This window comes from Pseudomonas sp. GM84 (assembly GCF_000282535.1).
Lineage (GTDB): Bacteria > Pseudomonadota > Gammaproteobacteria > Pseudomonadales > Pseudomonadaceae > Aquipseudomonas.
Window position 1 is genome coordinate 34874 of sequence record NZ_AKJC01000070.1, and the last position, 25259, is coordinate 60132.

The 25259-nt window shown below is 54.3% G+C and carries 22 protein-coding genes and 2 pseudogenes; 12 read left to right on the top strand and 12 right to left on the bottom strand.

Annotation, left to right across the window (positions count from 1 at the left end; all coding sequences use genetic code 11):
• Positions 1 to 66 precede the first annotated feature (66 nt).
• The 3 genes from PMI38_RS04040 to PMI38_RS04050 all read left to right on the top strand — a co-directional run bounded on the left by PMI38_RS04040 (position 67) and on the right by PMI38_RS04050 (position 4009).
• Positions 67 to 2709, top strand: a complete 2643-nt coding sequence (locus PMI38_RS04040) for an ATP-binding protein (protein WP_050548557.1) — start codon at positions 67 to 69, stop codon at positions 2707 to 2709.
• Positions 2710 to 2808: 99 nt separating this feature from the next.
• Positions 2809 to 3243 (top strand): NUDIX domain-containing protein, encoded by a 435-nt coding sequence (locus PMI38_RS04045; RefSeq protein WP_050548558.1) that lies wholly within the window; start codon positions 2809 to 2811, stop codon positions 3241 to 3243.
• 202 nt (positions 3244 to 3445) lie between these two features.
• Complete coding sequence (locus PMI38_RS04050) at positions 3446 to 4009, top strand: isochorismatase family protein (protein ID WP_008091034.1); 564 nt, start codon at positions 3446 to 3448, stop codon at positions 4007 to 4009.
• Between the two features lie 201 nt (positions 4010 to 4210).
• On the opposite strand, the gene PMI38_RS04055 is transcribed toward PMI38_RS04050, so the two are convergent.
• From PMI38_RS04055 to PMI38_RS04060, 4 genes are all read right to left on the bottom strand, one after another.
• On the bottom strand, positions 4211 to 5005 hold the full coding sequence (locus tag PMI38_RS04055) for an OBAP family protein (protein WP_043272974.1): 795 nt from the start codon (positions 5003 to 5005) through the stop codon (positions 4211 to 4213).
• A 670-nt stretch (positions 5006 to 5675) separates the two neighbouring features.
• Positions 5676 to 6707: a hydroxyacid dehydrogenase gene (locus tag PMI38_RS26370; protein WP_008091038.1), complete on the bottom strand. Its 1032-nt coding sequence runs from the start codon at positions 6705 to 6707 to the stop codon at positions 5676 to 5678.
• Positions 6708 to 6776: 69 nt separating this feature from the next.
• Positions 6777 to 7466, bottom strand: coding sequence for a fumarylacetoacetate hydrolase family protein (locus PMI38_RS26375; RefSeq protein WP_008091040.1), 690 nt, complete (start codon positions 7464 to 7466; stop codon positions 6777 to 6779).
• A 99-nt stretch (positions 7467 to 7565) separates the two neighbouring features.
• Positions 7566 to 8897, bottom strand: a complete 1332-nt coding sequence (locus tag PMI38_RS04060; RefSeq protein ID WP_008091042.1) for an MFS transporter — start codon at positions 8895 to 8897, stop codon at positions 7566 to 7568.
• Between the two features lie 410 nt (positions 8898 to 9307).
• On the opposite strand from PMI38_RS04060, the pseudogene PMI38_RS04065 reads away from it, so the two are divergent.
• The 4 genes and pseudogenes from PMI38_RS04065 to PMI38_RS04080 all read left to right on the top strand — a co-directional run.
• A pseudogene (locus PMI38_RS04065) lies at positions 9308 to 10066 on the top strand (SDR family oxidoreductase); the annotation flags it as partial.
• Between the two features lie 34 nt (positions 10067 to 10100).
• The gene (locus PMI38_RS27000; RefSeq protein ID WP_238540161.1) at positions 10101 to 10814 is read left to right on the top strand and encodes a ribonuclease activity regulator RraA; all 714 of its coding nucleotides are present in this window, start codon (positions 10101 to 10103) and stop codon (positions 10812 to 10814) included.
• A 21-nt stretch (positions 10815 to 10835) separates the two neighbouring features.
• Positions 10836 to 11765, top strand: coding sequence for a dihydrodipicolinate synthase family protein (locus PMI38_RS04075; protein ID WP_008091045.1), 930 nt, complete (start codon positions 10836 to 10838; stop codon positions 11763 to 11765).
• A gap of 87 nt (positions 11766 to 11852) precedes the next feature.
• Entirely contained in the window at positions 11853 to 12752 is a 900-nt protein-coding gene (locus PMI38_RS04080) for a LysR substrate-binding domain-containing protein (protein WP_008091046.1), read from the top strand.
• A 75-nt stretch (positions 12753 to 12827) separates the two neighbouring features.
• On the opposite strand, the pseudogene PMI38_RS27440 reads toward PMI38_RS04080, so the two are convergent.
• From PMI38_RS27440 to PMI38_RS04100, 5 genes and pseudogenes are all read right to left on the bottom strand, one after another.
• Positions 12828 to 12943 (bottom strand): annotated as a pseudogene (locus tag PMI38_RS27440) (hydrolase); the annotation flags it as partial.
• Positions 12944 to 12993: 50 nt separating this feature from the next.
• Positions 12994 to 13290 carry an AzlD family protein gene (locus PMI38_RS04085; protein ID WP_008091049.1) on the bottom strand — a complete coding sequence of 99 codons (297 nt, stop codon included), beginning with the start codon at positions 13288 to 13290 and terminating at the stop codon, positions 12994 to 12996.
• Positions 13287 to 13997: an AzlC family ABC transporter permease gene (locus PMI38_RS04090; protein WP_008091051.1), complete on the bottom strand. Its 711-nt coding sequence runs from the start codon at positions 13995 to 13997 to the stop codon at positions 13287 to 13289. The genes PMI38_RS04085 and PMI38_RS04090 overlap by 4 nt, the downstream gene beginning before the upstream one ends.
• A 136-nt stretch (positions 13998 to 14133) precedes the next feature.
• A complete protein-coding gene (locus PMI38_RS04095) occupies positions 14134 to 14994 on the bottom strand; it encodes a LysR family transcriptional regulator (protein ID WP_008091052.1) in 861 nt (286 codons plus the stop codon).
• Complete coding sequence (locus PMI38_RS04100; RefSeq protein ID WP_081502507.1) at positions 14984 to 15520, bottom strand: PaaI family thioesterase; 537 nt, start codon at positions 15518 to 15520, stop codon at positions 14984 to 14986. Before PMI38_RS04100 ends, PMI38_RS04095 begins: the two co-directional genes overlap by 11 nt.
• A gap of 617 nt (positions 15521 to 16137) precedes the next feature.
• Here PMI38_RS04100 and PMI38_RS04105 point away from each other — a divergent pair.
• Positions 16138 to 17619, top strand: coding sequence for an aldehyde dehydrogenase (locus PMI38_RS04105; protein WP_008091055.1), 1482 nt, complete (start codon positions 16138 to 16140; stop codon positions 17617 to 17619).
• Between the two features lie 109 nt (positions 17620 to 17728).
• Positions 17729 to 18781 (top strand): zinc-dependent alcohol dehydrogenase family protein, encoded by a 1053-nt coding sequence (locus PMI38_RS27855; RefSeq protein ID WP_008091057.1) that lies wholly within the window; start codon positions 17729 to 17731, stop codon positions 18779 to 18781.
• Positions 18782 to 18838: 57 nt separating this feature from the next.
• Here the strand turns inward: PMI38_RS27855 and PMI38_RS04115 are convergent, their stop codons facing one another.
• The 3 genes from PMI38_RS04115 to PMI38_RS04125 are packed head-to-tail and all read right to left on the bottom strand — an operon-like array spanning position 18839 to position 21384.
• Positions 18839 to 19669, bottom strand: coding sequence for an HpcH/HpaI aldolase/citrate lyase family protein (locus tag PMI38_RS04115; RefSeq protein ID WP_008091058.1), 831 nt, complete (start codon positions 19667 to 19669; stop codon positions 18839 to 18841).
• A 29-nt stretch (positions 19670 to 19698) separates the two neighbouring features.
• Complete coding sequence (locus tag PMI38_RS04120) at positions 19699 to 20115, bottom strand: PaaI family thioesterase (protein WP_008091060.1); 417 nt, start codon at positions 20113 to 20115, stop codon at positions 19699 to 19701.
• Between the two features lie 24 nt (positions 20116 to 20139).
• Complete coding sequence (locus PMI38_RS04125; RefSeq protein WP_008091062.1) at positions 20140 to 21384, bottom strand: CaiB/BaiF CoA transferase family protein; 1245 nt, start codon at positions 21382 to 21384, stop codon at positions 20140 to 20142.
• Between the two features lie 114 nt (positions 21385 to 21498).
• On the opposite strand from PMI38_RS04125, the gene PMI38_RS04130 reads away from it, so the two are divergent.
• The 3 genes from PMI38_RS04130 to PMI38_RS04140 all read left to right on the top strand — a co-directional run bounded on the left by PMI38_RS04130 (position 21499) and on the right by PMI38_RS04140 (position 25115).
• Positions 21499 to 22401 carry a LysR family transcriptional regulator gene (locus PMI38_RS04130; protein ID WP_008091065.1) on the top strand — a complete coding sequence of 301 codons (903 nt, stop codon included), beginning with the start codon at positions 21499 to 21501 and terminating at the stop codon, positions 22399 to 22401.
• A gap of 216 nt (positions 22402 to 22617) precedes the next feature.
• Positions 22618 to 24282 carry an MFS transporter gene (locus PMI38_RS04135; RefSeq protein ID WP_008091067.1) on the top strand — a complete coding sequence of 555 codons (1665 nt, stop codon included), beginning with the start codon at positions 22618 to 22620 and terminating at the stop codon, positions 24280 to 24282.
• 128 nt (positions 24283 to 24410) lie between these two features.
• On the top strand, positions 24411 to 25115 hold the full coding sequence (locus PMI38_RS04140; protein WP_008091069.1) for a haloacid dehalogenase type II: 705 nt from the start codon (positions 24411 to 24413) through the stop codon (positions 25113 to 25115).
• Positions 25116 to 25259: the final 144 nt, after the last annotated feature.

Genomic DNA, 25259 nt, shown 5'->3' on the forward strand with positions numbered 1-25259 from the left:
GACCAGCACGCCGATGCATGGATCTTGAGTTAAATTTATAGGTCTCCCCCGGTGGTGCTTTGTCCTATGGATTACGGTGATCAGCGCTCAGCAATCGAATCGTTCGTGACGAACGACGGCCAGATTGGCACCCAGATGCGTCGAGTAGATTGGGCCGGCACTTCTCTGGGTGATCCAGGGTGCTGGCCGGTTCAGCTGCGCCACGCCGTGAGTTTCTTGCTCAGTTCGGATCTGCCCACTGCACTTCTTTGGGGGGCCGACAGCACACTGCTCTACAACGACACCTGGATCCCTGCCATGGGGCCCCGTCATCCCCTAGGGCTGGGCAGGCCCGCGCACGAGGTCTGGACGGCTGTGTGGGGGCGGGTCGGTCTGCAGCTCGAAGCGGTAATGGAAAAGGCAAGCCTGTTATTACTTTCCGATTCGGAGTTTCCGGTTCGCCTGGATCGAGAAAAGCCTTGGGCGTTCAGCTTAAGTCCTTTAAGAGCCCCTGAGGGGCACATCGTTGCTGTCCTAGTGCAAGGGCAAGAAGTACAGCCGTCAGCCCTTGAACCCGTACCGTCGCACATTATGCTGGGTCGAGATCGCCGTATGTTCGACCAGGCACCGGGGTTCATCACCATATTCCGAGGCCCTGACCACATCTTTGAATTCGTCAACGAGGCCTTCAGGCGGAGCTTTGGTGATCGAGGCTATCTCAACCGCTCTGTACGTGATGTATTCCCCGATCTTGAAGGGCAGGGTTATTTTTCCTGGCTGGATGAGGTGTTCAAATCGGGCGAGCGGTTTGTCGCTACCGGCACGCCTATTTCGCTGCTCTGGCAATCAGAGGGGGCCGAGATCCGCTACCTCGATTTCGTGTATGAGCCTGTATTCGACGATGCCGGTGTAGTGACGGGTATTTTCTGCGAAGGCTTCGATGTCACGAAACGAGTGGAAACCGAGCGGGCGCTTAAAGAGGAAAGCCGCACGCTTGAGATCCTTCGAGACATCAACGCGGCGTTCGCCAGTGACCTGAATCTTGAACGGATCGTGCAAAACCTCACGGATGCAGCAACGTCGCTCACAGGAGCAGCTTTTGGCTCTTACTTTGCCAATGAGGTCGACGATGCCGGCGCGCATCTGAAGCTTTATACCTTATCAGGTGCTGATCGCTCGGCCTTCGAAAAGTTGGGTCATCCTCGCGCCACTCCGGTGTTTGCACCTACTTTCCGGAATGAAGGTGTCGTTCGATCCTTGGACATCCTGGCTGACCCTCGCTATGGCCAGTTCGAGCCCCATCATGGAATGCCGAAGGGGCATCTGCCCGTACGCAGTTACTTGGCGATCTCGGTGGTATCGAGAACAGGCGATGTCCTGGGAGGGTTGTTTTTCGGTCATCCTGAACCGGGAAAATTCACTGAGCGGCACGAACGGCTGGTAGTTGCCTTGGCCGCCCAGGCAGCAGTGGCTATCGATAACGCCCAGCTTTATCGGCAGGTACAGCAGGCGAAAGCCACACTTGAAGAGCGGGTCGCTCAACGCACAGACGAGCTTTCACAGGCCAACGAAGCCCTTCGCCAAGCTCAAAAAATGGAAGCTCTTGGGCAGTTAACGGGCGGAATTGCGCACGACTTCAACAACATCCTGGCGGCGATTCTGGGAAGCGCCGATTTACTATCACGGCGATTGAAACAGGGGAAAGGGGAAGCTACGGCGCGCCTGTTGGAGGGAATTCAAGTCAGCGCCAAGCGAGCAGCATCGCTGACTCAGCGCCTGCTCGCATTCTCTCGACGGCAGACGCTCGATCCCCGGCCTACGGACGTCAACGTACTTATCGATGGTCTGGTCGACCTGATCAATCGCTCGGTGGGCCCGGCAATTACTGTCATCACGCATCTGGAGCCGGATCTAGGGTTGTCCCGGATTGATCCTGCCCAGTTGGAGAGTTCGCTGCTCAACCTGGCGATCAACTCGCGTGATGCCATGCCCGAGGGGCGCGGTGCGATGTCCATCACTACGCAGACAATCGAACTCGACGACCTGATGGCGGCTCGTGCCGAGCTGCCTCCAGGCGAGTACATCGCGATTTCTGTCACTGACTCGGGAAGCGGCATCTCTCCCGAGAACATCAAGCGGATATTTGACCCGTTCTTCACCACTAAGCCACTTGGCCAGGGCACCGGACTGGGGCTATCCATGGTGCATGGTTTTGTACTGCAGTCCGGTGGCCAGATTGATGTGCATTCCCAAGAAGGTGTGGGCACGACGATCCGCCTCTTGCTGCCAAAATTCGAAGGGCAACTGGAATTACTCGAGGGCGAGGCCAGGCAGAGTGCGCTTAGCGGTCAAGGGGGCGGGAGAATTCTAGTAGTCGATGACGAACCAATCGTGCGCATGTCCATCGTGGAAGCCTTGATGGAGGCCGGATATGAAGTTGATGAGGCTGAAGATGGATCTAGCGCCATGCATACGCTTCGTTCGTGCCCGCCTTATGATCTGCTCGTCACCGATGTCGGGCTTCCAGGTGCGCTGAATGGACGGCAGGTGGCAGATGCCGCTCGTGAGGCTTTTCCAGACCTTCTGGTTCTATTCGTGACCGGTTTTGCAGAGGCATCGGTTTTGAAAGGTGGATTCCTGACACCTAGCACGGCAGTGATCACAAAACCGTTCGACATTCAGGTACTCCTGAACAAGGTGACCGTAATGCTGCACCAGCCCCAGACTTGAGCAGGTTGCCGGAACTCAGCTTGCACCCCGGCAGTCATCAGCATAAGGGAGTACGTCCCAGCGTTCAGGATGTCGCGCGTTCTTTAGGTGCGATCCCTCATGAGCGTCATCAAGCATCGTCCAGCAAGGGCAAAAGTAACGATCATCTGTACCCGAAATGACCAGGTTCTTCTTGTTCGCAGGAAGGGTGCCAAATGGAAGTTTCCAAACGGTCTCCTTGAGAGAGGAGAGGCCCCAACCGTGGCTGCCGCTAGAGAGCTTTGGAATGCCCTATCGTTACACTGCTCAGGCTTGCATCTCGTGGGCACCATTGAGGTAGGCCATGTGCTCCACCATATCTTCACCACTGACTTCGCTGATGGCTGTAGCGTTGCGCTGGGGAGAGGCATTGTCGCGTGTAGGTGGATCGGCTGGGAGGAGCTGAGTTCCACCATGCTAAAGCCTACAGCCGCGGCCTTGCTTTCCCGGGGCCTGCCACAACTCATCCATCTCGATGAAGTGGAAGCGCTGACGTTGGCAACCGCTGAAATTTGAACGGACGTATGGAGTTTGCGGTGGCTCTAACCTAAGCGTCCGCCAAACAGGCCATGCGCGAGCACGACCGGAATCCAGGTACGTGTAGCAGCCGCTCATCACTGGTCTTTTGTCGGCACCGATTCCCTAGCGAGACTGCACTGCTTGTTGAAGGGAGGTCGTTGCAGCACACTGATCATCCATCGTAAGGAAACGGCCGCATATGAAGGCTACGCCTCACACCCCCCTGATTATCCTAGATGTCCAAGATGCTATTGATCAGCCTATCTGGAATGGCAAGAGCCACCCTGGTTATCTGTCCGTCATCCAGCGCCTTCTGCGGCACTGGCGATCAAACGGCTGGCCCGTACTTCATGTGAAACATGATGAAAAGAATCCCACCTCCAGCTATCACGTTCACGGCCCCTGGAATGGAATCAAGAAAGAAGTTGCTCCGATAGAGGGCGAGGCTGTCATCATCAAGCATGAGAACTGTGCCTTCATAGGAACCCGATTGGATGCCATTCTGAGAAGCATGCAAGTAAAACGTATTGTTCTGGCTGGCGTTGTGATTCATAACAGCATGGATGCGACTATCCGAGCGGGGAAGGCACTTGGATACGAAATTATTCTCCCAGCGGATGCCACAACTGCCGTACCCGTCAACAGGTCAAACGGAACGTGCTGGGACGCCTTGACCGTTTATGAGTTGACCTTAGCAATCTTGGGCACTGAATATGCCCAAGTTATGTCATCAGAAGATGTGATCGCACAATTCTGCTTGTGAAGCAGTGCCTGGTACCCACTCATTCGACAGCACGACTGCAGTGGCCAGCTCGCCTTGAGCGCCGCTAAACTGCCCAAAACCTGTGAGGATGGAAGCCCGGAGGGCCGCAACTTAGCGAAGCCAGGTTGCGGTTTACGACAGCGTCCCCGATAGGGGCACGTTCAGTCTTTCCTGCCGGTGCCTCGAGGCGAAGCTCTAAGGCTACTGGCTTGATCGGCTGTTCGCTTTCTCAGCTGTCGGTCTGGCGGGCTGATTCAGATGAGCACCGGTTGGATCGGTGATCTGAATGACGTTGCCGTGCTGCCAACCATCCGCCTTCGGATCAGCCGCAGGAATTTGAATGTCAGCCCGCTGAGCTTTGGTCTTTGCCGCATCCACTCTCAGACGCCGATTCCGCTGCTCGACCATCGTTGGATCAGCCTGGCCATCCGCTGTGAACCCCATCATCAACTGCGGGACGCCCACCGGTAGGGCTTTTTCCTGGTCGGTGTGCCACGTGTGCCAGGTCTTCCCATAGGTATGGGCAAGCCGCTCCATCAGCGCATGTTCTGCAGCTGCAGGGATACCCGGCGCGATCAACTGCCCGGATGAAACCTCATAGCCATGACTGTGCCACATCGCCTTCTCCTTGGCCGGCAGACCAGCAAACAGCTTTACGTCGATGATGTACTCGACACCCATGATCTTCGCTTCCTTGGTGTTACCGTCGAAGATGACGCACTGGATGACATCCTCATTCAGGATGGAGCAGTAGTGATGCGCTTCCATCTGCACATCAGGATGTCCGTTGTAAAAGTGGAAGCCATCCAGGTAGGCGTTAATAGCCTCAATGGGCGGCTTGGCCTGCAAGGTCGCGGCTCCGGCTTCCAGCAGCTGAGTCTTTGCTGATTCGGGCCTACCAGGTGTCTCCACTGGCGACTTTGTCTCAGGAGCAGCGCAAGCCCACAGCAGACTACAGGCCAGGGGAAGGGTTATGAATCTGATGAGTTGTGGCATGAGAGTGGCTCTGGCTAGTGTCCTCAAGGGACAGCCTGGGCCAGCAGAACGGACAATTCAGAAGACAAACGGCCTGGGTCGATGACGAATTCCAGGCAAAAGAAAGCCCGCTGCTAGGCGGGCTAATGGGAGCTTCTATCACACGTAGGGATAGGACGAGTGTTGCCTAGGTGTCGTGAAAATTGGGTGAAAAAAAAGTCCCGACATTGTCACCGGGACTCCCTCAATGCAGGCCCAGTCATATCTGCGTGAGTCTGCGAGAGAGATTTGCGACGGTTCACGTCGTTCAATCTTGTGGTCAAATGGCAAGCGGAGCGCGCCGGCCCACTGGGTCAGAGGCGTGAGGATGGAAGCCCGTTAGGGCCGACCCCTGGCGACGCCAGGGATCGGTTCACGACAGCCGTCCCCCATTAAGGGGCACGCTCAGGGGAATGCCACATCAAGCAGCTTCAGACAGGCCTGAGGCTACCTTCTGGGTCGCATTTATGATGCTAAGCGGATGCCACTAGGGTGGGGGACTTCTTCCAAGCAAGGTGAGCAGTTAAGTCTGCAAAAAAACCGCCGCAGCAAGGGTATGCTGCGAATGGCAAAGGACTAAAAATTTAGATGGATATTTATACTGCTCCTAGTCTTTGAGTTAGGGTCTGGAACGTAACCGCCAAGTTGAGCTTTAACCGAAAATGGTATGCAGCCGATCTTTAAAGTGATCCCATACTTCAGGGTTAATCAAGTGCGGTGGACGTTCGCCTCTCAGCAGCATCTTAATTTGATTCGCGGAGGACGCCGCTACGTTGCGTCGACCGCCATGGCTAACTCCAGCAGTGTGATGTGTCGCAATCACATTCTCTAACGTGAGCAGACTAGCCTCTCTGGGTGGAGGTTCCACTACCCACACATCCAGTCCTGCCCCTGAAAGATGGCCCGACTTCAGCGATTCATACAGAGCCTCTTCGTCATGAATCCCGCCCCTTGCAGTAGAGATGAATACTGCCCCTTGTTTCATTTTCGAAAACTCAGGTGCCCCCATCAGGATTTTGGTTTCATCATTCAGTGGGCAATGAAGAGTTACGTAGTCCGACTCGTGAAGCAATTTATCAAGCGAAACCGGCTCGGCACTGCGCGAGCGTACCGTCTGTTCATCCAGGAGAGGGTCATATGCCAGGACGTTCATGCCAAACGCACGACCTAAACGCGCAACGCGCTCACCAATTACCCCCAGACCGATGATGCCCAAAGTCGATCCATAGATCTCATGTCCCATGAGATCTTCTCGGGAGAATCCAACATCGGTACGCAGGCGCCGGTTGGCCTCGAGTATCCTTTTGCTGAGGGCCAAAATAAGGCCGAACGTATGTTCAGCTACCGAGTTTGCGTTTGCCCCAGCCTGGTTCACCACAGCGATCCCAGCTTGAGTGCAGGCCGCAACGTCGACCGTGTCAAATCCTGCGCCTCCAGAAGAGATGCAAAGCAAATCAGGGCACTTACTAATTAGTTCCTGACCAGCAAACCATTGACGCGGCAATTCATCTTTCGCTGGTGAAATATGATAGGCGTGAGTACGGCTCAGCCCCTCCCAAACACCGTCAGGATTCGAACGAGCGAGACGCTGTAGCATGATGCCGGGTACGGCGTCCATAACTTCATCAAATACGGGATTAATCCACAAATCCAATCGACTGACGATAGCAATAGGCGTTTTCATGTGTACTCTCAAATAATACATGGGCGTGCGGTTCGACGCCCACAGTTGTTAGTCTGACCTAAAGGTTTACTAGAGAATCTCGAATTCGAATTGGGCGACTCCCTCAATCCCCCCACGTAACCGATCTCCACTATTTACGGAACCTACTCCTGCAGGAGTACCGGTAAAAATAAGATCGCCTGGTTTTAGCTGAACGGCTTGAGAGGCGTGAGCGACAATTTCCGGCACCGACCAGATCTGTTGAGACAAATCGCCTTCTTGGCGCAATTCGCCATTCACCTCTAGCCATATACGGCCTTTGGACGGGTGACCGGTTTGCGTAACAGGGTGAATAGATGCGCAAGGGCCACTGGCGTCGAAGCCCTTAGCCCAATCCCAAGGCCGCCCCATGGATTTAGCTTTGGCTTGGAGGTCACGTCGAGTGAGATCGACTCCAACACTGTACCCCCAGACGTGATCCAGAGCCGCTTCCTTCTTTATATTCTTGCCCCCCAAGCCAATCGCGATAACCAGTTCCACCTCATGATGCAGGTCTGAAGTCAAGGGTGGATAAGGAATTTGTCCTGATGCAGGAACTATCGCATCGTTGGGCTTCATGAAAAAGAAAGGTGGTTCACGATCAGGGTCATGCCCCATTTCACGAGCATGTTCAGAATAGTTTCTACCCACACAGAAGACGCGCCGAATAGGAAACTGCTCCTGTGAACCCGCAACCTGCAAAGCTGGGAACTGAAATTTTGGCAATACGAACTCACCCATGAGCAACTCCTCGGGACGTCTAGACATGTTTAAGTTTAATTGGCAACTGAAGCGATAGTTTACTTTGGGCAGGCTGGCGACCTGCCCGGCCTCGCCCATTCAGCTGGGAACGTTTACTTTCTCGGAGCAGACTCCGCTATCACTTTTCCTTTTAGTCCTTCCTTGATCCGACACAAATATGCAAGTGATAACCACGGCGAAGAGAGCCATCGCGCTCAAAGCAAACAGGCCACTTTCGAAATTGCCGTACACTTCCTTGGCCAATCCTACGATCCCTGGGCCAAAGAAGCCTCCCAAGTTGCCCACCGAATTTATAAGCGCAATACCTGCAGCTGCACTGGTTCCACTCAGGTACAGCGACGGTAGCGGCCAGAAAGGCCCCTTGCATCCCATAATTCCGATAGTTGCCACACACATTGCTACGATTGCCAAGGTGCTATTCGCCATTAAGCCTGCAGTACCTAATCCACAAACAATCAATAAGAGTGAGAGCGCAAGGAAGATCTTTCGCTTGTTGAACCTGTCGGAAAGATACCCAATACCGACCATACCCAGGCATCCTACGATGTAAGGGAGTGCAGCAATAAATCCAATTTCCATCCCAGCGAAACCTTGCTGCTTAATTATTTGCGGCATGAACATTGAAAGTCCGAGATTTGTCGCGGTGGCGCAAAAATAGATAGCACACAAAGCTAAGACTGCCGGTTCACGAAATACTCGCCAGATAGAGGCTTTCTCATCTAGTTTTGGAGGCTGAGCCTTAATGTCTTTCTCTAATTCATCACTCAACCACGCGCGCTCCTCATCAGAAAGCCAAGCGGCTTGCTTTGGCGAGTCTGGCAGATACTTCAATACGACGCCGACCAGAAGCACACCTGGAATGCCTTCAATTATGAAGAGCCATTGCCATCCTTTAAGGCCGAGTATTCCATCCATGCTCAGAAGAGCTGTAGAGATTGGGGCACCAATTGCCAAGGCAATCGGTATAGAAAGCATGAACGTCGAAATAATACGAGCACGGTAGCGTGCCGGGAACCAGTAGGTAAGATAAAGGATAACGGCAGGGAAGAAGCCTGCCTCAGCTACACCAAGCAAAAATCGCATGGCTAGGAAACTTTTGGGGCCTTCCACGAATGCCATACAGGTCGCAATCAATCCCCAAGTAAACAAAATCCTTGCGATCCAGCGCCTTGCACCGACTTTGGTCATGAGCAGGTTGCTCGGCACCTCAAACAGGCAGTATCCAACAAAGAACAGGCCTGCCCCTAGGCCATAGATGGCGGCACTGAGGCCAATGTCCGCGTTCATAGTGAGGGCGGCGAACCCCACATTGACTCTATCTAGGTAGGAGATGATGTAAAGCATTACCAGCAGTGGTAGCAGTCGAAGGAAAATTTTGCGAGTAATTCGCTTCTCGGTTTCATCATTCATAACGGTACCTATTGTTTTTATCTGGATACTGTCTCGCTTGCTCGGCGCTATCACCTCAGTCCACACCTAGGCATTAGGCAGACCCAATGAGGCACCATAGCGACTCGATGGACACAGGCTGACACATGAATGACCAGTTCCAAACCGTAAAATTATGCTTCTAAGCATGCGCTTTCTGCATGCTGACCTGACTGAAGCGTTTATTTTTTCATGCTTAAATCGCATGCTGCGACGCCGAAACCGTTCGGCTAAACCCCAAAAAATCTGCTTCCTACAGCTGTGTAAACGCCTATTCATTCTGAAAGCGCATGAACTGCATGAGTTTTTGCCGTTTGAGCCTAATGATTATCCATACCTAACATGCAGCCTGTGAGCACTCATACCCTGTGGGTGCATGCTGGAGGTGTGACATGGATCTACAGATCAAAAATAAGATCGCTTTGGTGCTGGGCGGCGGCGGTGGGCTTGGCGGAGCCATTGCCCTGTCGCTGGCTAAAGAGGGTGTAAAGGTAGCCGTAGCTGACATCAGCATTGATGCTGCTGAGAAAACCGTAAACCTCCTCAAAGAGCATGGGGCTCAAGCGTATGCAATCCAATGGGACTTGGCACGCCTTGAGGATATCGAAACAAAAATTGCCACGATTGAGGCTGAGCTGGGCCCAGTCGATATCCTTGTCAACAACACCGGTGGGCCACCCCCGACCACTGCTCACAGTCAAGATGCAGGCGTCTGGAGCACTCACTTCCAAAGCATGGTGGTTTCGGTCATCAAAATCACCGACCGCGTATTGCCAGGTATGCGCGAGCGTAAATGGGGTCGCGTGATCACCAGCACGTCGTCCGGCGTGGTTTCCCCGATCCCGAACCTAGGGATCTCCAACGCACTGCGTCTCTCGCTGGTTGGCTGGTCTAAGACCTTGGCCAAAGAGGTTGGTAACGATGGTGTGACTGTCAACATCGTCCTCCCTGGTCGAATCGCGACTGGTCGAATCACTTTCCTTGACGAAGCCAAAGCTAAGCGCGAAGGCCGCTCGGTCGAAGAAGTCAGTAAAGAGAGCACTGCTGCCATTGCCGTCGGTCGATACGGCGATCCGAAGGAATACGGGGATGTAGTAGCGTTTCTGGCAAGTGGTCTCGCCGGATACCTCACTGGCTCCACCGTTCGAATTGATGGTGGTCTGATCTCCAGTTTGAGGGAACGCCGTGACTACTACGCCATTATTGTCCACAGAGCAAACGGCGCAACTGAAGCGTTTGCCGACCGCAACGCTGTCTGCCACGTTATCGAAGATGGGTATACCCAATACCTGGCTGGAAGGGCCGGTTGCGCTTCCCGGTCAGAACGCTCAAAGGGTTGTCGGCACAGCCTACACACTTCGTTTTACTCCTATCAGAGCGGATCTGATTCCTGGTGGGAACACCAGGACTGCAATCGAAGAGATGCCAGCCGGAAGCATTGTCGTCTGTGACACTGGCCTGTTGGGGAGGGTGGGTGTTGTCGGTGATGTGTTGTGCTCTCGTATGAAATACCTAGGAGCGAATGGATTGGTCAGCTCCGGTGCGGTTCGCGACGCTGCCGGGATTCGTGCAGCAGGATTCCCTGTCTGGGCGAAATGTGTAGCGGCTCCATTACCCATCGATGCCTTGATGCTGGTCGGGGTGCAAGAGCTGATTCATTGTGCTGGCGTGACTGTGAGCCCTGGTGACGTACTGGTTTGTGATGAAGATGGCGTAGTCGTAATTCCATTTGAAAGGATCGCCGAGGTGATCCAACAAGCGACTCAAACAGAACACTTTGAAGAGTGGGTGATGAAACGTGTAGGCGAGGGGGCAGCGCTGCCTGGCCTCTATCCACCGAGTGATGCGACGAGGCAGGAGTATCACGCCACGTTACAAGCCCCCCACCAGGCCACCTGACAGTTCGATATGGAGAACAATATGAAACTTACAGCTGATGCCCAAGGCGTGTACCCCATTGCCCCTACGCCGTTTCACGATGACGGTGCTGTTGATTACACATCGATTGATCGCATGGTCGACTTCTACAAAGAAATCGGCTGCACAGGGCTGACCGTACTTGGGCAGTTGGGTGAAGCACCAAAATTAGATCAGCATGAGTCCCTAGAGATCGCCAAGCGCATGATCAAGCGTGCAGGTGATTTGCCAGTGATTGTAGGCGTGTCGGCTCCAGGCTTCGCCTCAATGCGAAGCTTGACTCGAGACGTCATGGAGCTCGGCGCGGGCGGCGTTATGATCGCGCCTCCCAATACCCTTCGCACTGACGATCAGATCGTCAATTATTATACCCAGGCGGTCGAAGCCATTGGCGCGGACGTCCCATTTGTCTTGCAGGACTATCCACTGACCTTCTCGGTACAGATGTCAAACTCTGTTATCCGCAGGATTGTTGCAGACCTCCCTTCTTGCGTGATGCTCAAGCACGAAGACTGGCCAGGGCTCGAAAAGATCTCGACGCTCCGCCGGTTCGAAGAAGAGGGCAGCATGCGACCGATTTCCATCATGGTAGGCAACAATGGCCTATTCCTTGATTTTGAACTGGCTCGTGGCGTCGACGGAGCTAATACTGGCTACGCATTCCCAGACATGCTTTGCGACATGGTCAACCTCACCGCTGCCGGCAAGGTAGACGAAGCGCATGATCTGTTTGATGCCCATCTACCGTTGCTTCGCTATGAGCAACAGCCCGGAGCAGGTTTGGCCGTGCGCAAGTACATCATGATGCGCCGGGGCATCATTTCGAGCGCTGCGCAACGTCGGCCTGCAAGCCCAATGTCCGATACTGCTCGACGTGAAGTCGACTTCCTGCTGAAACGCCTTGCCCGTCATGATAAACGCGCTGAGGTATGAAGCTGATGCTTGAACTGGTCAGCCTTGATGGCTGACCATCTCTTTGGCGGTTAGAATTGAGAGAGAACAGATGTCCATCAGGTCAGTATGAATCCCAGAACGCTGAACCCTTCCATGTCGTCTCTATTAGCATTCGAAGCCTCTGCCAGGCATGGCAGCTTTACTCGAGCAGCTGAAGAACTCAGCCTATCTCAGAGCGCGGTGAGTCGACAGGTGCAGTCCCTTGAGGAGCTCATCGGTGTCCCGTTGTTTGATCGGATCGGACGTCACATTACCCTTACCGAGGTAGGGAAGATCTACTCCGTTGAGATCGCTGGTGGATTAGCTCGGATTCGTGATGCGACCGTTCAGGCTTTCGCCTACCGTAGCGGTGGTGGCTCTCTGCACCTAGGAGTTCTCCCTGCGTTTGGTACGAAATGGCTCCTGCCTCGGATGAGTGACTTCTATGCCAAGCATCCCGAGGTTCTCATTCACATTCATTCTCGCGTCGGCACCGTGGAGTTTGCGAGCACAGGGCTCGATGCGGCCATTTCTGTAGGCGATGGCTTGTGGCACGATGTCGTTTCCTACAAGCTTTTTGACGAAGAGCTGGTTCCTGTTACAGGAGGAGCGAAAAGCTCATCGAAAAATCTTGAAGAACTTGACGACCTGCGTTCTGTACAGCTTCTTCAGGTTGCTGCAAGACCGAATTTATGGATCGAATGGTTCAAAACCCAAGGCAAGAAACCTGACAAGCTAAAACTTGGCCCCCAGTTCGAGCTGACAACTCACTTGATCCAAGCTGTTTCTGCGGGGATTGGCGTGGGGCTCATGCCTCGCTTCCTGATTAGAGACGAGTTAGCCAGCGGTACTCTCCGGATTCCTTTCGAGTCTACCCCGCCGACAGGAACCGGCTATTACCTTCTCATTCCACCACACAAAATCAATCACAAGCCGATGGTAGCGTTCAGAGATTGGCTGCTGGGACAGCTAGAAACGAGTGACTGATAATGGCCACGCTTAGCCCGTCTACGCAACCTACAACATGCCGAACGCGCAGCCCCAACAGGGACTGCTGCCCGATCAGACAGGTGCAGCAACTGGCGCAAAGGTCAGGCATGCTGAACGCGCTCAGGCGCTTTGTGCACCATGGTGTACGCGTAGGCGACGCCCAAACCGCTGAGTCCCGATAAAGCTTTTTGTAGCAGCAGGTCAACCCGTCAAGTCGATCGGGCAGCCGGTATCAACCCTAAAGTAACTGGTTGAGCATGCCCAGAGTGGCGACACCTATTGCAGCTGTGATTAACATAGAAAAGCGCGTAGCAGCCGCGATGGTGACGGCTAGTGCGATCCAAATCTGAGGTTCAGACGAGACGAAGTAGGGCGCGATGACCGAAACAATCACGCATCCTGGCGCTACTTCAAGAACAGATTTTGTGTTCGCGCTAAGCTTTCTATTGCGTAGCAGAAGAAAACCTAAAACCCTGGTCAAATAAGTCGCAACCGCCATGCCGGCGATCACCATCACTCCGTTAGCCGTTATCATTCAGACGCGCTCCAGTAGTAGGCTGTAGCGATCCCCGCGAGAGCGCCGACCAATACATACCAACCGCTAGGCAAAAGCACAGAACATCCAGCAGATACGACAAGGCTCACGCCCCATGGCCTGGCTTTTCTGAAACCTTTCCACATGCCTTTCAACAGTACGATGAAGACTGCCGGCAGAGCCATAGCGAACCCGAAGCGCTCCACATCGCCCAGGATCGGGCCCAATGCGGCACCCAGGCAGGAGAACCCGACCCACACTGGATAAAACGGCACACATGCTCCCCAGTAATAGGGCCAGCTAAACGCAGGCTCCTTGGAATTTACTGAGCGCCGCAGTGTGTCGGCGTAGGATACCGCCCACCCCTCGTCAGCCATGAAGAACAGAGCGGGAATCGCCTTTCGTAAGGGGATGTGTTTCATGTAGGGGGCCAGTACTGCCCCCATCACGATGTGTCGGCTGTTGATCAAAAAGGTCAGGAGAACCAACAAGAAGAAAGGAGGGCTGTCACTCCAAAAACGTAAGGCAGCAAATTCCGAGCCTCCGGCGAAATTCAACCCTGTCATCAAGCCGATTGAAAGTGGGTCAAAGCCTATGTGCGAAGCCTGAGCGCCCAGCACCATTCCGTAAGGCGCAACGGCAAGCAAAAGCGGGCCGGCATCCCTTAGCCCGCGGGATATTTCTGATCTAGTGTGGTTGTCCAGCATCACGCTACTCTCATGACCATCATCCAGGCAGACTGCCCGACAGCGCTGACAAGCCTGACAATATTTTTTGTTCAATAAAAACGCATTATGCGGATTGGCTGCATTCGAAAAACGAATAATAGCGTTAAGTCACCAGCTACGAATCCCTTAGAACGTCTATGACAAAGCTGTAGAACGCACTGACCGCACGAGAATGGCCGGACTCCTCACTCCTCAGAATGGCCATCTCTATATCCTGCAGCGGAGGTAAGCCATGCTCATCTCCAAGGATCTCGAGCTCTGGATCAACCGCACAGCGGGTGATCGCGATGACGGCCAATCCTGCAGACGCGACGGTAAGCTGACCAGCAATATTAGGACTGTTGTACACAACCCGATAATTTCGCTGCCGTGATGAGAGCCCGTTCAGGATCTCCGTCCGGATCCGTCCTCCCACTTCATGCAGGGCAATGGGCACTGGGTCTTTCAGCCAGACCTGGTGATCCCGTGATGCGGCCCACACCAGAGGTTCTTTGAATAAGAAGGTGCCTCTGTGCGGCCGGTCACGGCAGACTAGCGCTAGATCAAGCTGGCCCCGTTCAACCTTCGCGATCAGGGAAGTGCTCTGCTCGCATACGACAGTGATCTCAACCTCGCTGTGGCGCGCGGCGAAACTGCCGAGTACAGGCATGGCATAACGCCTTGCATAGTCATCGGATACGCCGAATGAAACTCGCCCCGAAAGATGGCCGCCGTGAAGCGCAGCCAATGTTGCTGCATGGTATTCCAGCAAGCGCCGGGCATGTGTCAGTAGGTCATAACCTGCCGGTGTCAGCGAAAGGCTGTGAGGGCCGCGCACCAAAAGCTGGCGGCCAACGCTCGTCTCAAGCTTTTTCAGCTGCATGCTCACAGCGGATTGCGATCGATGGATTTGTCGCGCAGCAGCGGTCACTGAACCAGAGTCGACAATGGCCACAAATGCCTGCAGCCAGTCGATCTGCAGATCTTTAGATTGCATCGGTTTTCCTGTTGGAAGGGTTCACGTGTACCGCATCAGCTACCACTGCAGGCTGCCGTACTGCTGCCCTGCTAGTTGATGCAGGAAGGGACGCAGAAGCATCAGCAGAAGGCGGGATGTTAGCGATGGTGGACTGCATCAGCGCAACGACCTTTGAGCTCCCGTCTTCCTTGAACGCTAGTATCTCTCCGGTACACACAGTCAGACTTTTGCCTGAATTCTGAACCTTGCCGATGGCAACGAATCGCTGGCCCAACGCAGGTCGAAGCAAATTGATTTTATACTCGGCAGTCACCACATCATATCCATCAGGCAACGCTGTGAGGGCCGCATATCCGCATGCGCTATCCAACACGCTCGCGACGGCGCCAGCATGGACGAACCCGTTGTGTTGGACTATGTCCTCGGAGTACGCCAGCTCGATCTGAACCTCACCGTGCTCGACCTTATGTAGGTACGCCTGGAGGGTGCGCATCAAGGGTTGCCGATCAAAACTTTCGCTGACACGTGCCCACAACTCATCCATGTAGATTTCCTTGTTTGATAGTCTCCCCGCTCCAACCAGGGATTTAGGTGCTCGTCTGCCACAAGTACAGCACGCCTAACGATTGGGGCGCCTGCGCAATTCCAGCTAGGCATATTCCCTTCAAGTAGCTTGAGTTCGACGCGGCCACCGCCTTATTCCCTGGAACAGATACACGATAGATTCTTGAAAATGGGTTTATTCTCCACGATTTAGGCGAGTGGCGCGACGTCGAAATCGACTTTGTGAGCTGCAGCGTGACGAAAGATGACATTGATTGACTTAGCTGAGCGCAGGGGATCATGCCATTCACTTTCTCAGCACAGGATGAGTTCACGTCAGGTTAAAACTGCCGAATGAGTTTCGACTGACGTCATTTCTCGTCATGAGACGGGTGGTTGAGGGCGCTCGGTTCTGCCTGAGGGGCAATGCTCCTCACGGTATAGTTGATTGAGCAACTGAGTTCGTTGTCGGTCATTTTTTGGAATGATAGCTATATTCACAAATCAGATTTCAACCACCTGTCTAATCCAACTACTATGCTGGAACAGTTTTATGTCGGACATGCTAACGCTTGGCGGCGTCCTAATTGTATTCGTAAATAAAGTGGGATTAGTTGCATGAAGCGTTTTGAAAATCTGATTGGTGGGGAAAAATGCCCAGCGGCCTCTGGTAAATGGCTTCGCAGCCTGGATCCTTACCGGAACGAGGATTGGTGCGAGATCCCTGACAGTGACGAGGTCGATGTCGATCGGGCTGTCGAAGCGGCGCGCGACGCATTCCAATCGGACGCTTGGCGTAGCCTAACACCCACGGCTCGTGGCGCACTCCTCCGACGCGTCGGCGACTTGATTGCCGAGAACGCAGAGCGTCTGGCCGAGCTGGAGGTGCGGGACAACGGCAAGTTGCTGAGCGAAATGCTCGCTCAGCTCAAATACATTCCCCAGTGGTACTACTACTTTGGTGGTTTGGCCGACAAGATCGAGGGTGGGGTGCTGCCTATCGATAAGGCTGACCACTTCGTGTACACCAACTGGGAACCACTCGGGGTCATCGCAGCCATCACGGCCTGGAATTCCCCATTGTTGTTACTCACCTGGAAGTTGGCGCCTGGCCTGGCCGCAGGGAATACGTTTGTCATCAAACCTTCGGAGTTTGCCAGTGCTTCCACTCTGGCCTTCGCTGATTTGTTTGAGGAAGCAGGGTTCCCTGCTGGTGTCGTGAACGTCTTGACGGGTACCGGCCGTGGTGCGGGCCAGCGCTTGGTCAGTCACCCCGATGTCGCCAAGGTCGCGTTCACCGGTTCTGAAGCTACCGGCCGGGCAATAAGCAGCAGTGCAGGTGCCAACCTCAAGCACGCGACACTCGAGCTGGGTGGCAAATCCGCCAATATCGTCTTCGCCGATGCAGACTTGCAGGCCGCTGCGGCAGGTGTAGCTTCGGGCATCTTCGCTGCGACTGGCCAAACCTGCATGGCAGGTTCCCGACTGCTGGTTCAACGGGAAGTGTATGAAGAGTTTCTCCAAGCCATATGCACGATTGCCGAAGGTATCAAGTTGGGCAATCCGGTCGACCCTGACACGCAGATGGGCCCGGTTGCCAATGCCCCTCACTATCAGAAGGTGCTGGGCATGATTTCGCAGGCAATGGATGACGGTGCCGAGCTGGCATATGGCGGCAATCCGCACACGGATGCGTCTGGTGGCTTGTTTATTCAACCTACCGTTTTCCGAGACGTATCGAATGAATCGCGACTCGCGCAAGAAGAGATTTTCGGCCCTGTGCTCGCGGTCATTCCTTTCGACACAGAAGAGGATGCCATCGCCATTGCGAACGGTACGCCGTTTGGCTTGGCTGCTGGCGTATGGACGACAAACATGTCCAGGACGTTCCGCATCAGCCAAAAGCTCAAGTCGGGAACTGTGTGGGTCAACACTTACCGCGCCCTGAGCTACATCGCACCTTTCGGAGGCATGAAAGCCAGCGGGCTAGGACGTGAGAGTGGTCAGGAGATGATCAAGTCTTACATGCAAACCAAGACTGTCTGGATCAACAATTCCACTGAAGCAGTCACTAACCCTTTCATCATGCGTCTTAGCTAACGCACTCAAATCGCTCAGCACTTGCCGGGAGGCGGAAATCACGCCGCCTCTCAGCTCTGTCGCACCTGGAGGTTTTAAAGCTTCTACCATCAACCGAAGGAAGTTCGCTATGAAAGCAGTATATTTTCTCGGGAATAGGCAGTTAGAGCTCAGGGATGTGCCTGATCCATCCCCCGGCCCAGGTGAGGTTATCTTGGAGATTAGGGCATCAGGCATGTGCGGCACGGATCTCAAATACTATCGGGCAGCCAATGGAGCAAATTCAATTGGCCTCGGCCGTACGGATGGTGCTCTTGTGATCGCTGGGCATGAACCTTGTGGCGTGATAGTGGAGGTTGGCCAGGGGGTCGTAGATTCTGTTGCACGTATAGGCGCCAGAGTGATGAACCATCACTATGCTGGCTGCGGCTGCTGCGGCCAATGTCGTACCGGTTGGACTCAGATGTGCGACGAAGGCGCGACGACATTTGGAGCGAACGGTGATGGAGCTCACGCCAGGTACATGAAGGTGCCGGCGAACTCGCTGGTAGCCCTCCCGGATGACCTTTCATTCAAGGCGGGGGCGGCCATCTCATGCGGTACCGGGACAGCCTGGGGTGGGCTAGACAGGCTTGGCATACGCGGGTGCGAGACACTGGTCGTGTTTGGCCAAGGCCCGGTCGGATTGAGCGCGACCCAACTGGCTCTAGCGATGGGCGTTGAGGTGATCGCTGTCGACGTCAGCAAAGAACGACTGCAGCAGGCAGCCGTGCTGGGAGCTAAATTCTGCCTACATGCCCTCGGCGACCTCGACGTTGTGGATGCGATCTTCGATATCACCAATGGCCACGGCGCAGACTGTGCTATGGATTGCTCAGGTGTGGCCAGCGCTCGGCTGCAAGCTATACGCTCAACGCGTAAATGGGGCCGGGTAGTCTTCGTGGGGGAAGGGGGCGAGGTCACAATTGACGTGAGCAATGATCTGAATCGCAAGCAGCTCACTGTGATGGGGAGCTGGACATTCAGTAAAGTTGGCCAAGCTTCATGTGCACGATTCATCGCTGAACGAAAAGTCGATGTAGACGGACTCTTCACTCACAGTTGGCCACTCGAGCAAGCGGAGCAGGCCTATGAAATTTTCGATACGCAGACCACGGGGAAGGGAGTGCTGATCCCAGTCTGAATCGCACTGCGGCCCCTGACTCAGGGCATACAACGCTCAGGGGCCCACTGGTGGACATTAGTCTTCAAGAATTCGACGCGCTCTTTCGATGACTGGACGATCGATCATGACGCCATCTACCTGGGTAGCGTAGGTGTCCCGTGTCGCTTCAATTACAGTCTTTGCCCATTGGATATCGGCTTGGGTGGTGGCAAAAGACCGATTGCACCAGGCGATCTGCTTAGGATGGATGCACAACTTGGCACCAAATCCCATCGATCGCTCAAAAGAGGCATCGGCAATGAATCGATCTGGGCTGGAAAAATCAGCGGTCACGCCGGCGATGGGTGAGGGTAGTCCAGCACAGCGAGATGCAAGGGTGATCACCGAACTCGGGTAGATCATTGCCTCGTGTACGTCGCCGAGCCGCAGATCAGTTTGGTAATCCATGTTCCCGAATGCCAGGCGGCTGACCCTTGGAGTCAGTGATATGGCCGAGACATTGAACACTCCCACTGCAGTCTCCACCATCGCCACTAGCTCCCAGTGCGCCGGAGCATAATTGCCAACTTTCGTGACATCCGCGGAGGTCTCGACCATGGTCAAAAAAAGCCCGCTTATTGCAAGGGTCGATGCGACCGCAAGATCAAGTTCGAGCTCTGGCCCCCTGGCTGGGTTGACCCGGATGGCAACGGGCCGTTTGGAACAGAAGGCTGAGTTGAGGAAAGCACTTGTCGCTTCCCTTGCATAGGCCTTTCGTTCTGGGATAACTGAGGCTTCCCAGTCAATGATTACGACGTCGGCCTGGCTAAGCATCGCTTTGCGGAATTTTTCCGGGCGATCCCCCGGTACGAACAAAAGCGATCGAGCTTTCGTAATGCATTGATCAACCTGGGTGGTGCTTGCCATGGCTTCGCCTCCATAGGGCATTTGAGGCTCTAGAGTACTTTCCAGGTAGACGTAGCGCTTGCAATCAGCGCACCGTCGGCGTCCTTCATCTCAGACCGTACGAAGCAGATTTGTCGTCCCTGGCGAATGAAGGTGGCAGTTGCTACAACCTGCCCGCTACGTGCCGGCTTGAGATACTGGACATTCATGTCCAGTGTGGCGCCTGGGCCTACATGGCGGTTGATCAGGTGGCCCATCGAAATATCCAGTACGGTAGCAATTACACCACCGTGAAGACTGCCCTGGGGATTGAATTCAAAATCCTTCACCGGCATGGTCACGCGGCAGGTATGGTCGTCATACTCAACCTCCAGCGCCAGCAAGCGGGCCAAGAAGAACGTACCGAAGTCTTGGGAATAGCTGCTCAATGCTTGCTGGAAAGCGTCCTTGGCCTGGTTCTCGTTCACAATAACTTCCTCATTCGAATTTAATCAGGGAGCGGTCTGCTTCCAGGTTTTCACGATGCCATCGCGCTCGAGTGCTTCGATCTCCTCTCGGGATACCCCGGTCATCTCAAGCAAGATGTCTTGGGTATGCTGTCCCAGCAGGGGGGGAGCGATATCACCATCACCGTTCACATCATCAACCCGTATTGGGCTGTCGATGTTCACCACGGTACCTGCCGTGGGGTGGGTCATCTCAATAATCATGCCCCGAGACCGCAGCTGCTCGGCTTCACAGACTTCTCCCACGCTTTTGATTTCACCGCATGGAATACCTGCTTTGCTGAAGACGGCCATCCAGTGGGCGCGATCATGCTGCTTGAGGATTTCTGCAACCAACGGACGCAGTTCGTTTCGGTTCGAGACACGCTCAGGTGCTGTTTTGAAGCGGTGATCATTGGCCAAGGACTGGGCATCCGTCACCTGACAAAACAGGGCCCAGAACTTGTCGTTTGCAACTGCAAGGTTCAACCAGCCATCAGCGGTAGGGAAGGTCTCGTAAGGGCAAATGGTTGGATGTTCGTTGCCGCGGCGGGTAGGGGATTCACCTGTCGCGTAATAGATGCCGGCATTGAACGTGAGCAGTGACGCCAGTGAGTCGAGCATTGAAATGTGGACGCTGTGGGCTTCGCCGCTCACCAAACGATGGTGGAGGGCCGCGGTGATGGCCTGCGCCGCGTACAAGCCAGCGATCATGTCGGCGATCGAAGTCCCCACCTTGGTGGGCTGCCGGTCGGATTCACCCGTGATATCCATGATGCCTGACTCGCCCTGCAGAATAAGATCGTATCCAGGTCGCTGCGCATCGGGCCCCGATGTACCAAAGCCAGAAATGGAGCAATGAATCAGTGCTGGATTTACCGTCTTGAGCACATCGCTGCTCAGTCCAAGGCGCTCCATAGTTCCTGGCCTGAAATTCTCGATGATGACGTCTGCCTTGGCCGCAATCTGTAGTAAAAGCCGCTTACCCTCAGCTGTTTTCAGGTCAATTGCCACGCTCTGCTTATTGCGGTTTACAGACAGAAAATAAGCGCTTTCGCCCTCGATGAAGGGAGGGCCAAACGCGCGGCTATCGTCGCCGCGCAGTGGCTCTTCAATTTTGATGATTCGTGCACCGAGATCGCCGAGCTGCATGGTCGCGAAGGGCCCACTGACGACCCGGGTAAGGTCAAGGATCGTCACCCCTAAAAGTAGTTTTTTACCTTTACTATCAAGAGCTTGTTGTTGATTCATTTTTTGCTCCTCCGGTATAAGTGATTCCAGAATACAGGAGGGTCTTCATTGGCGTGATCGATTGTTCTGATGCTACTATTTTTTTGAGTGATAACGTTCCCTGTGGAGGCGTACATGAATCTACGATCGATCGATCTGAATTTGCTAGTCATCTTCGATGCTCTGATGGCTGAGCGGCACGTCACCCGGGCGGCGATGAGAATTCCCATGACTCAGCCCGCGATGAGCAATGCCTTGGCCAGATTAAGGCACGTGTTCAAAGATGAGCTCTTCATCCGTTCCGGTGGCACGATGGAACCGACGCCTCGAGCATTAGAACTTGGGGAGGCGGTTCGGCAAATCCTTAGACAAACGGAGCGCCTTATGACGAGTGACGTGGCGTTCGACCCTGCAACGACTGAGCGTGAGTTTACGGGGCGCATGTCCGACCTCACCGGGTATTTACTGCTACCCGACATGCTTGCTGCATTGGCTAGCCAAGCACCAAAAATCACGCTCGACATACTGCACATGTCACCTGAACGAACAATCAAGGCCCTAGAAACAGATCAGCTGGATTTCGCGATCAGCATGCAACTCAGGCACAACAACAGTATCTGCAGCGAGCAGTTATTCGAAGATCAGATGGTCTGCGTCATGCGTTCAGACCACCCGCTGGCCGAAAAGGATTTGACCTTAAACGACTTCCTGGCGGCTGATCACTTGCGCGTCGCCATGAGCCCAACCGATATCCGATTCGTCGACAACGTACTGGCTGATCATGGCTTCACTCGCAACGTGGTTGCGAAAGTCCCTCATTGGCTACTTGTTCCCGCCGTGCTGGAGCGAAGTGATTTGCTGGCAGTCATCTCAGGTAAACTCGTGGACAAGTTCGCGTCGCCGGGACTGGTCAGCAAAAAGCTGCCGTTCGAATCTGAGCCCTTTTCCTGGGATATTTACTGGCACAAGCGTAATGAAGGGAGTGCGGCTCACCGGTGGCTGCGTGAGCTAATCAAGTTTTCCTGCAGCGATAAGTAAACCCTTTCAGAGCGTCTCGCTCACCAACCTCACGGCGCCTGAGCTGTCCAGCTAAGGCGTACCGCCACCATCATCCCTGCGAATACTCGCATACACATTATCCATTTCTGAAATTCAATAGGGGGGATTACGGTTGACTTGAACGCTCTCTGAAAGTGCTTAAGCAGCACAGCGGGGAGCTGAATAGTCACGTTAAAACAACAAGAAGGTGGCACCATGCACAACCAAGTAGTGGATGTCGGCGCGCCCGGCATAACCCGAAGCGAATGGCGAGTCATTATCGCTGCATCACTTGGCGCCGTTTTTGAGTGGTATGAATTTTTTCTTTATGGCGCCCTCGCGGCAGTGATAGCCGGACAGTTTTTCAGCGGCTTGGATCACACCTCGGCCTTCATTTTTGCCCTGTTGGCTTTCGCAGCAGGATTTGTGGTGAGGCCCATCGGAGCGTTGGTGTTCGGCCGACTCGGTGACCTGGTTGGACGCAAGTACACCTTCATGCTGACAATTCTCATCATGGGTGGCTCCACCGTAGCGGTTGGCTTATTGCCAAGCTATGCGACCATGGGGATCGCGGCCCCCATTATCTTGATCATGCTTCGCATGCTGCAGGGTCTGGCGCTAGGGGGGGAATACGGTGCGGCAGCAACCTACGTAGCAGAGCATTCCCCAAACGGTCGCCGCGGTGAATTCACTTCGTACATTCAGCTGACATCCACCCTAGGGCTGTTGCTTTCCCTGCTCGTGATTGTTGCGACACGACAATGGACAGGGCCCGCATTCGATACCTGGGGCTGGAGGATACCGTTCCTGTTCTCAGCGGTGTTGCTTGTGATATCCGTCTACATCCGATCGTCCATGCATGAGTCTCCCGAATTCAAGCGAATCAAGTCTGAGGGTAAAATATCGAAGGCCCCGTTGGCCGAAGCTTTTGGCAAATGGAAGAACCTCCGCCTTGTGCTGACCGCACTGTTTGGCTTACTGGCTGGTCAAGCAGTAGTGTGGTTCACAGCCTTGTTCTACGCGATGTTCTTTCTGACCCAGACGCTAAAGGTGGATATCGCGACCACTAACACGCTGGTAGCTCTGTCCCTCCTCATCACCGCGCCCATGTACATTCTGATTGGCAAGCTTTCTGACAAGATAGGGCGTAAACCGCTTATTCTCGGGGGCTGCCTCTTAGCCGCGTTGACGATCTTTCCGATCTTTAAAGCCATGACTTACTACGCCAATCCTGCGTTGGCAAACGCTCAGTCATCATCACCCATAGTGCTGACGCTCAATCCGGCCGACTGCTCTTTCCAGTTCAACCCGACTGGCACGTCATCCTTCACAGCCTCCTGTGATGTTGCCAGGCGTGCACTTGCCACTAGCGGTGCTAGCTACTCAACGGTGAAGGATCAGACTACCCCATCAGCGATTTTGAAAATAGGCGAGGTAGCCCTAGAAGCGCCGGCACTTAAGGCGCAACCAGAGGCTGCCGCTAAAGCCGCGGAGCAACAGTTTCGCCAACAAGTGTCTGTCGCTCTGCAGCAGGCGGGGTACCCGCTGACTGCCAATCCGGAAAACGTCAACAAGCCAATGGTGCTTTTGCTGCTGGTGGTCTTGATGTTCTACGGCGCGCTCGCCCTCGGCCCGATGGGGGCCATCATGGTCGAGATGTTCCCCACACGTATTCGATATTCCGCCATGTCGCTTCCGTATCACCTGGGGAATGGGTGGTTCGGAGGTTTGCTACCGACCTTCTGTTTCGCTTTAGTGGCGCAAAACGGAAACATATATGCAGGGCTTTGGTACCCCGTGGTGGTAGCCGCACTCAGCTTCGTTGTGGGTTTGATCTTCGTGAAGGATAAGCGCAATTGCGACTTGGCAGCAGAAGACTGACCGGATCATTTTTTACCTGAATGTGTGAATGTGTTTTATCCATTTCAAAAATGAAAGGCAGTTCTTTACCCTAAAAGCGTGGTGAGACACACCGCTCTCGACTCAACATAAATAAGAGGAATGTGCAGATGTCCAACGTCGATCAAATCAAAAAAGAAGTCAAAGTGGTCATGTTCGATCAATACGGCACTGTTGTTGACATGCAAGGCGGTCTGACTGAAATCGCCACTCCATTCCTCCGGGATAAAGGTTGGGAAGGTAAGCCAGGCTCGTTCGTGACTTGGTGGCGTCGAACCCACTTTGAAAACTCGATGATTGATGCGCTGCTGCACAAAGAGCACACGCCTTATCGCGAGATCGGTCACCGGGCGGTTGCCTACACCCTGGAGCGGGCTGGCATCGAGCACACCCGGGAAGAAGTTGAGTACTTGGTTTCCTGCATCGAGAAGTTGAAGCCGTTCCCGGATGTCCCGGACGCCCTGGCCAAGCTGCAAACCAAGTACAAGATCGTTGTGCTCTCCAACGGTGACCGCGACATGCTGGAAAGCGCTAAGCAGTACCACAAGATCCCGTTCGACAATGTCATCTCCGTCGCTGAAGCGAATTCGTTCAAACCGCATGTCGCCACCTACACCAAAGCGGCGGAGATCATGGGCGTCGAAATGGATGAAGTCCTGTTCGTTGCGAACCACGCCTTCGACTGCCTGGGCGCTAAAGCCGCCGGCATGCGCAGCGCCTTCATCGATCGTCGCAACCGTCCGTTCGGGGGCACCCCGCACCAGCCGGACATCTGGGTGAAGGACATGCAGTCCCTGGCTGATCTGATGGTGTAAGGCAGGAGAACAAAGAAGAACGCGACCGAAAGGTCGCGTTTTTGTTAGTGCGCAATAAGCACTCACTTCAATGCCCGAAAGCCCTCATTGCCGTACCTTTCATTCTCGATGATGGCCTGGTAGAGGGGCTGTACCCAAGCATTC

Bases quoted from the DNA above. Each gene is read 5' to 3' on its own strand.
- PMI38_RS04040 (WP_050548557.1), top strand. From the start codon at position 67: ATGGATTACGGTGATCAGCGCTCAGCAATCGAATCGTTCGTGACGAAC.
- PMI38_RS04045 (WP_050548558.1), top strand. From the start codon at position 2,809: ATGAGCGTCATCAAGCATCGTCCAGCAAGGGCAAAAGTAACGATCATC.
- PMI38_RS04050 (WP_008091034.1), top strand. From the start codon at position 3,446: ATGAAGGCTACGCCTCACACCCCCCTGATTATCCTAGATGTCCAAGAT.
- PMI38_RS04055 (WP_043272974.1), bottom strand. From the start codon at position 5,005: ATGCCACAACTCATCAGATTCATAACCCTTCCCCTGGCCTGTAGTCTG.
- PMI38_RS26370 (WP_008091038.1), bottom strand. From the start codon at position 6,707: ATGAAAACGCCTATTGCTATCGTCAGTCGATTGGATTTGTGGATTAAT.
- PMI38_RS26375 (WP_008091040.1), bottom strand. From the start codon at position 7,466: ATGGGTGAGTTCGTATTGCCAAAATTTCAGTTCCCAGCTTTGCAGGTT.
- PMI38_RS04060 (WP_008091042.1), bottom strand. From the start codon at position 8,897: ATGAATGATGAAACCGAGAAGCGAATTACTCGCAAAATTTTCCTTCGA.
- PMI38_RS04075 (WP_008091045.1), top strand. From the start codon at position 10,836: ATGAAACTTACAGCTGATGCCCAAGGCGTGTACCCCATTGCCCCTACG.
- PMI38_RS04080 (WP_008091046.1), top strand. From the start codon at position 11,853: ATGAATCCCAGAACGCTGAACCCTTCCATGTCGTCTCTATTAGCATTC.
- PMI38_RS04085 (WP_008091049.1), bottom strand. From the start codon at position 13,290: ATGATAACGGCTAACGGAGTGATGGTGATCGCCGGCATGGCGGTTGCG.
- PMI38_RS04090 (WP_008091051.1), bottom strand. From the start codon at position 13,997: ATGCTGGACAACCACACTAGATCAGAAATATCCCGCGGGCTAAGGGAT.
- PMI38_RS04095 (WP_008091052.1), bottom strand. From the start codon at position 14,994: ATGCAATCTAAAGATCTGCAGATCGACTGGCTGCAGGCATTTGTGGCC.
- PMI38_RS04100 (WP_081502507.1), bottom strand. From the start codon at position 15,520: ATGGATGAGTTGTGGGCACGTGTCAGCGAAAGTTTTGATCGGCAACCC.
- PMI38_RS04105 (WP_008091055.1), top strand. From the start codon at position 16,138: ATGAAGCGTTTTGAAAATCTGATTGGTGGGGAAAAATGCCCAGCGGCC.
- PMI38_RS27855 (WP_008091057.1), top strand. From the start codon at position 17,729: ATGAAAGCAGTATATTTTCTCGGGAATAGGCAGTTAGAGCTCAGGGAT.
- PMI38_RS04115 (WP_008091058.1), bottom strand. From the start codon at position 19,669: ATGGCAAGCACCACCCAGGTTGATCAATGCATTACGAAAGCTCGATCG.
- PMI38_RS04125 (WP_008091062.1), bottom strand. From the start codon at position 21,384: ATGAATCAACAACAAGCTCTTGATAGTAAAGGTAAAAAACTACTTTTA.
- PMI38_RS04130 (WP_008091065.1), top strand. From the start codon at position 21,499: ATGAATCTACGATCGATCGATCTGAATTTGCTAGTCATCTTCGATGCT.
- PMI38_RS04135 (WP_008091067.1), top strand. From the start codon at position 22,618: ATGCACAACCAAGTAGTGGATGTCGGCGCGCCCGGCATAACCCGAAGC.
- PMI38_RS04140 (WP_008091069.1), top strand. From the start codon at position 24,411: ATGTCCAACGTCGATCAAATCAAAAAAGAAGTCAAAGTGGTCATGTTC.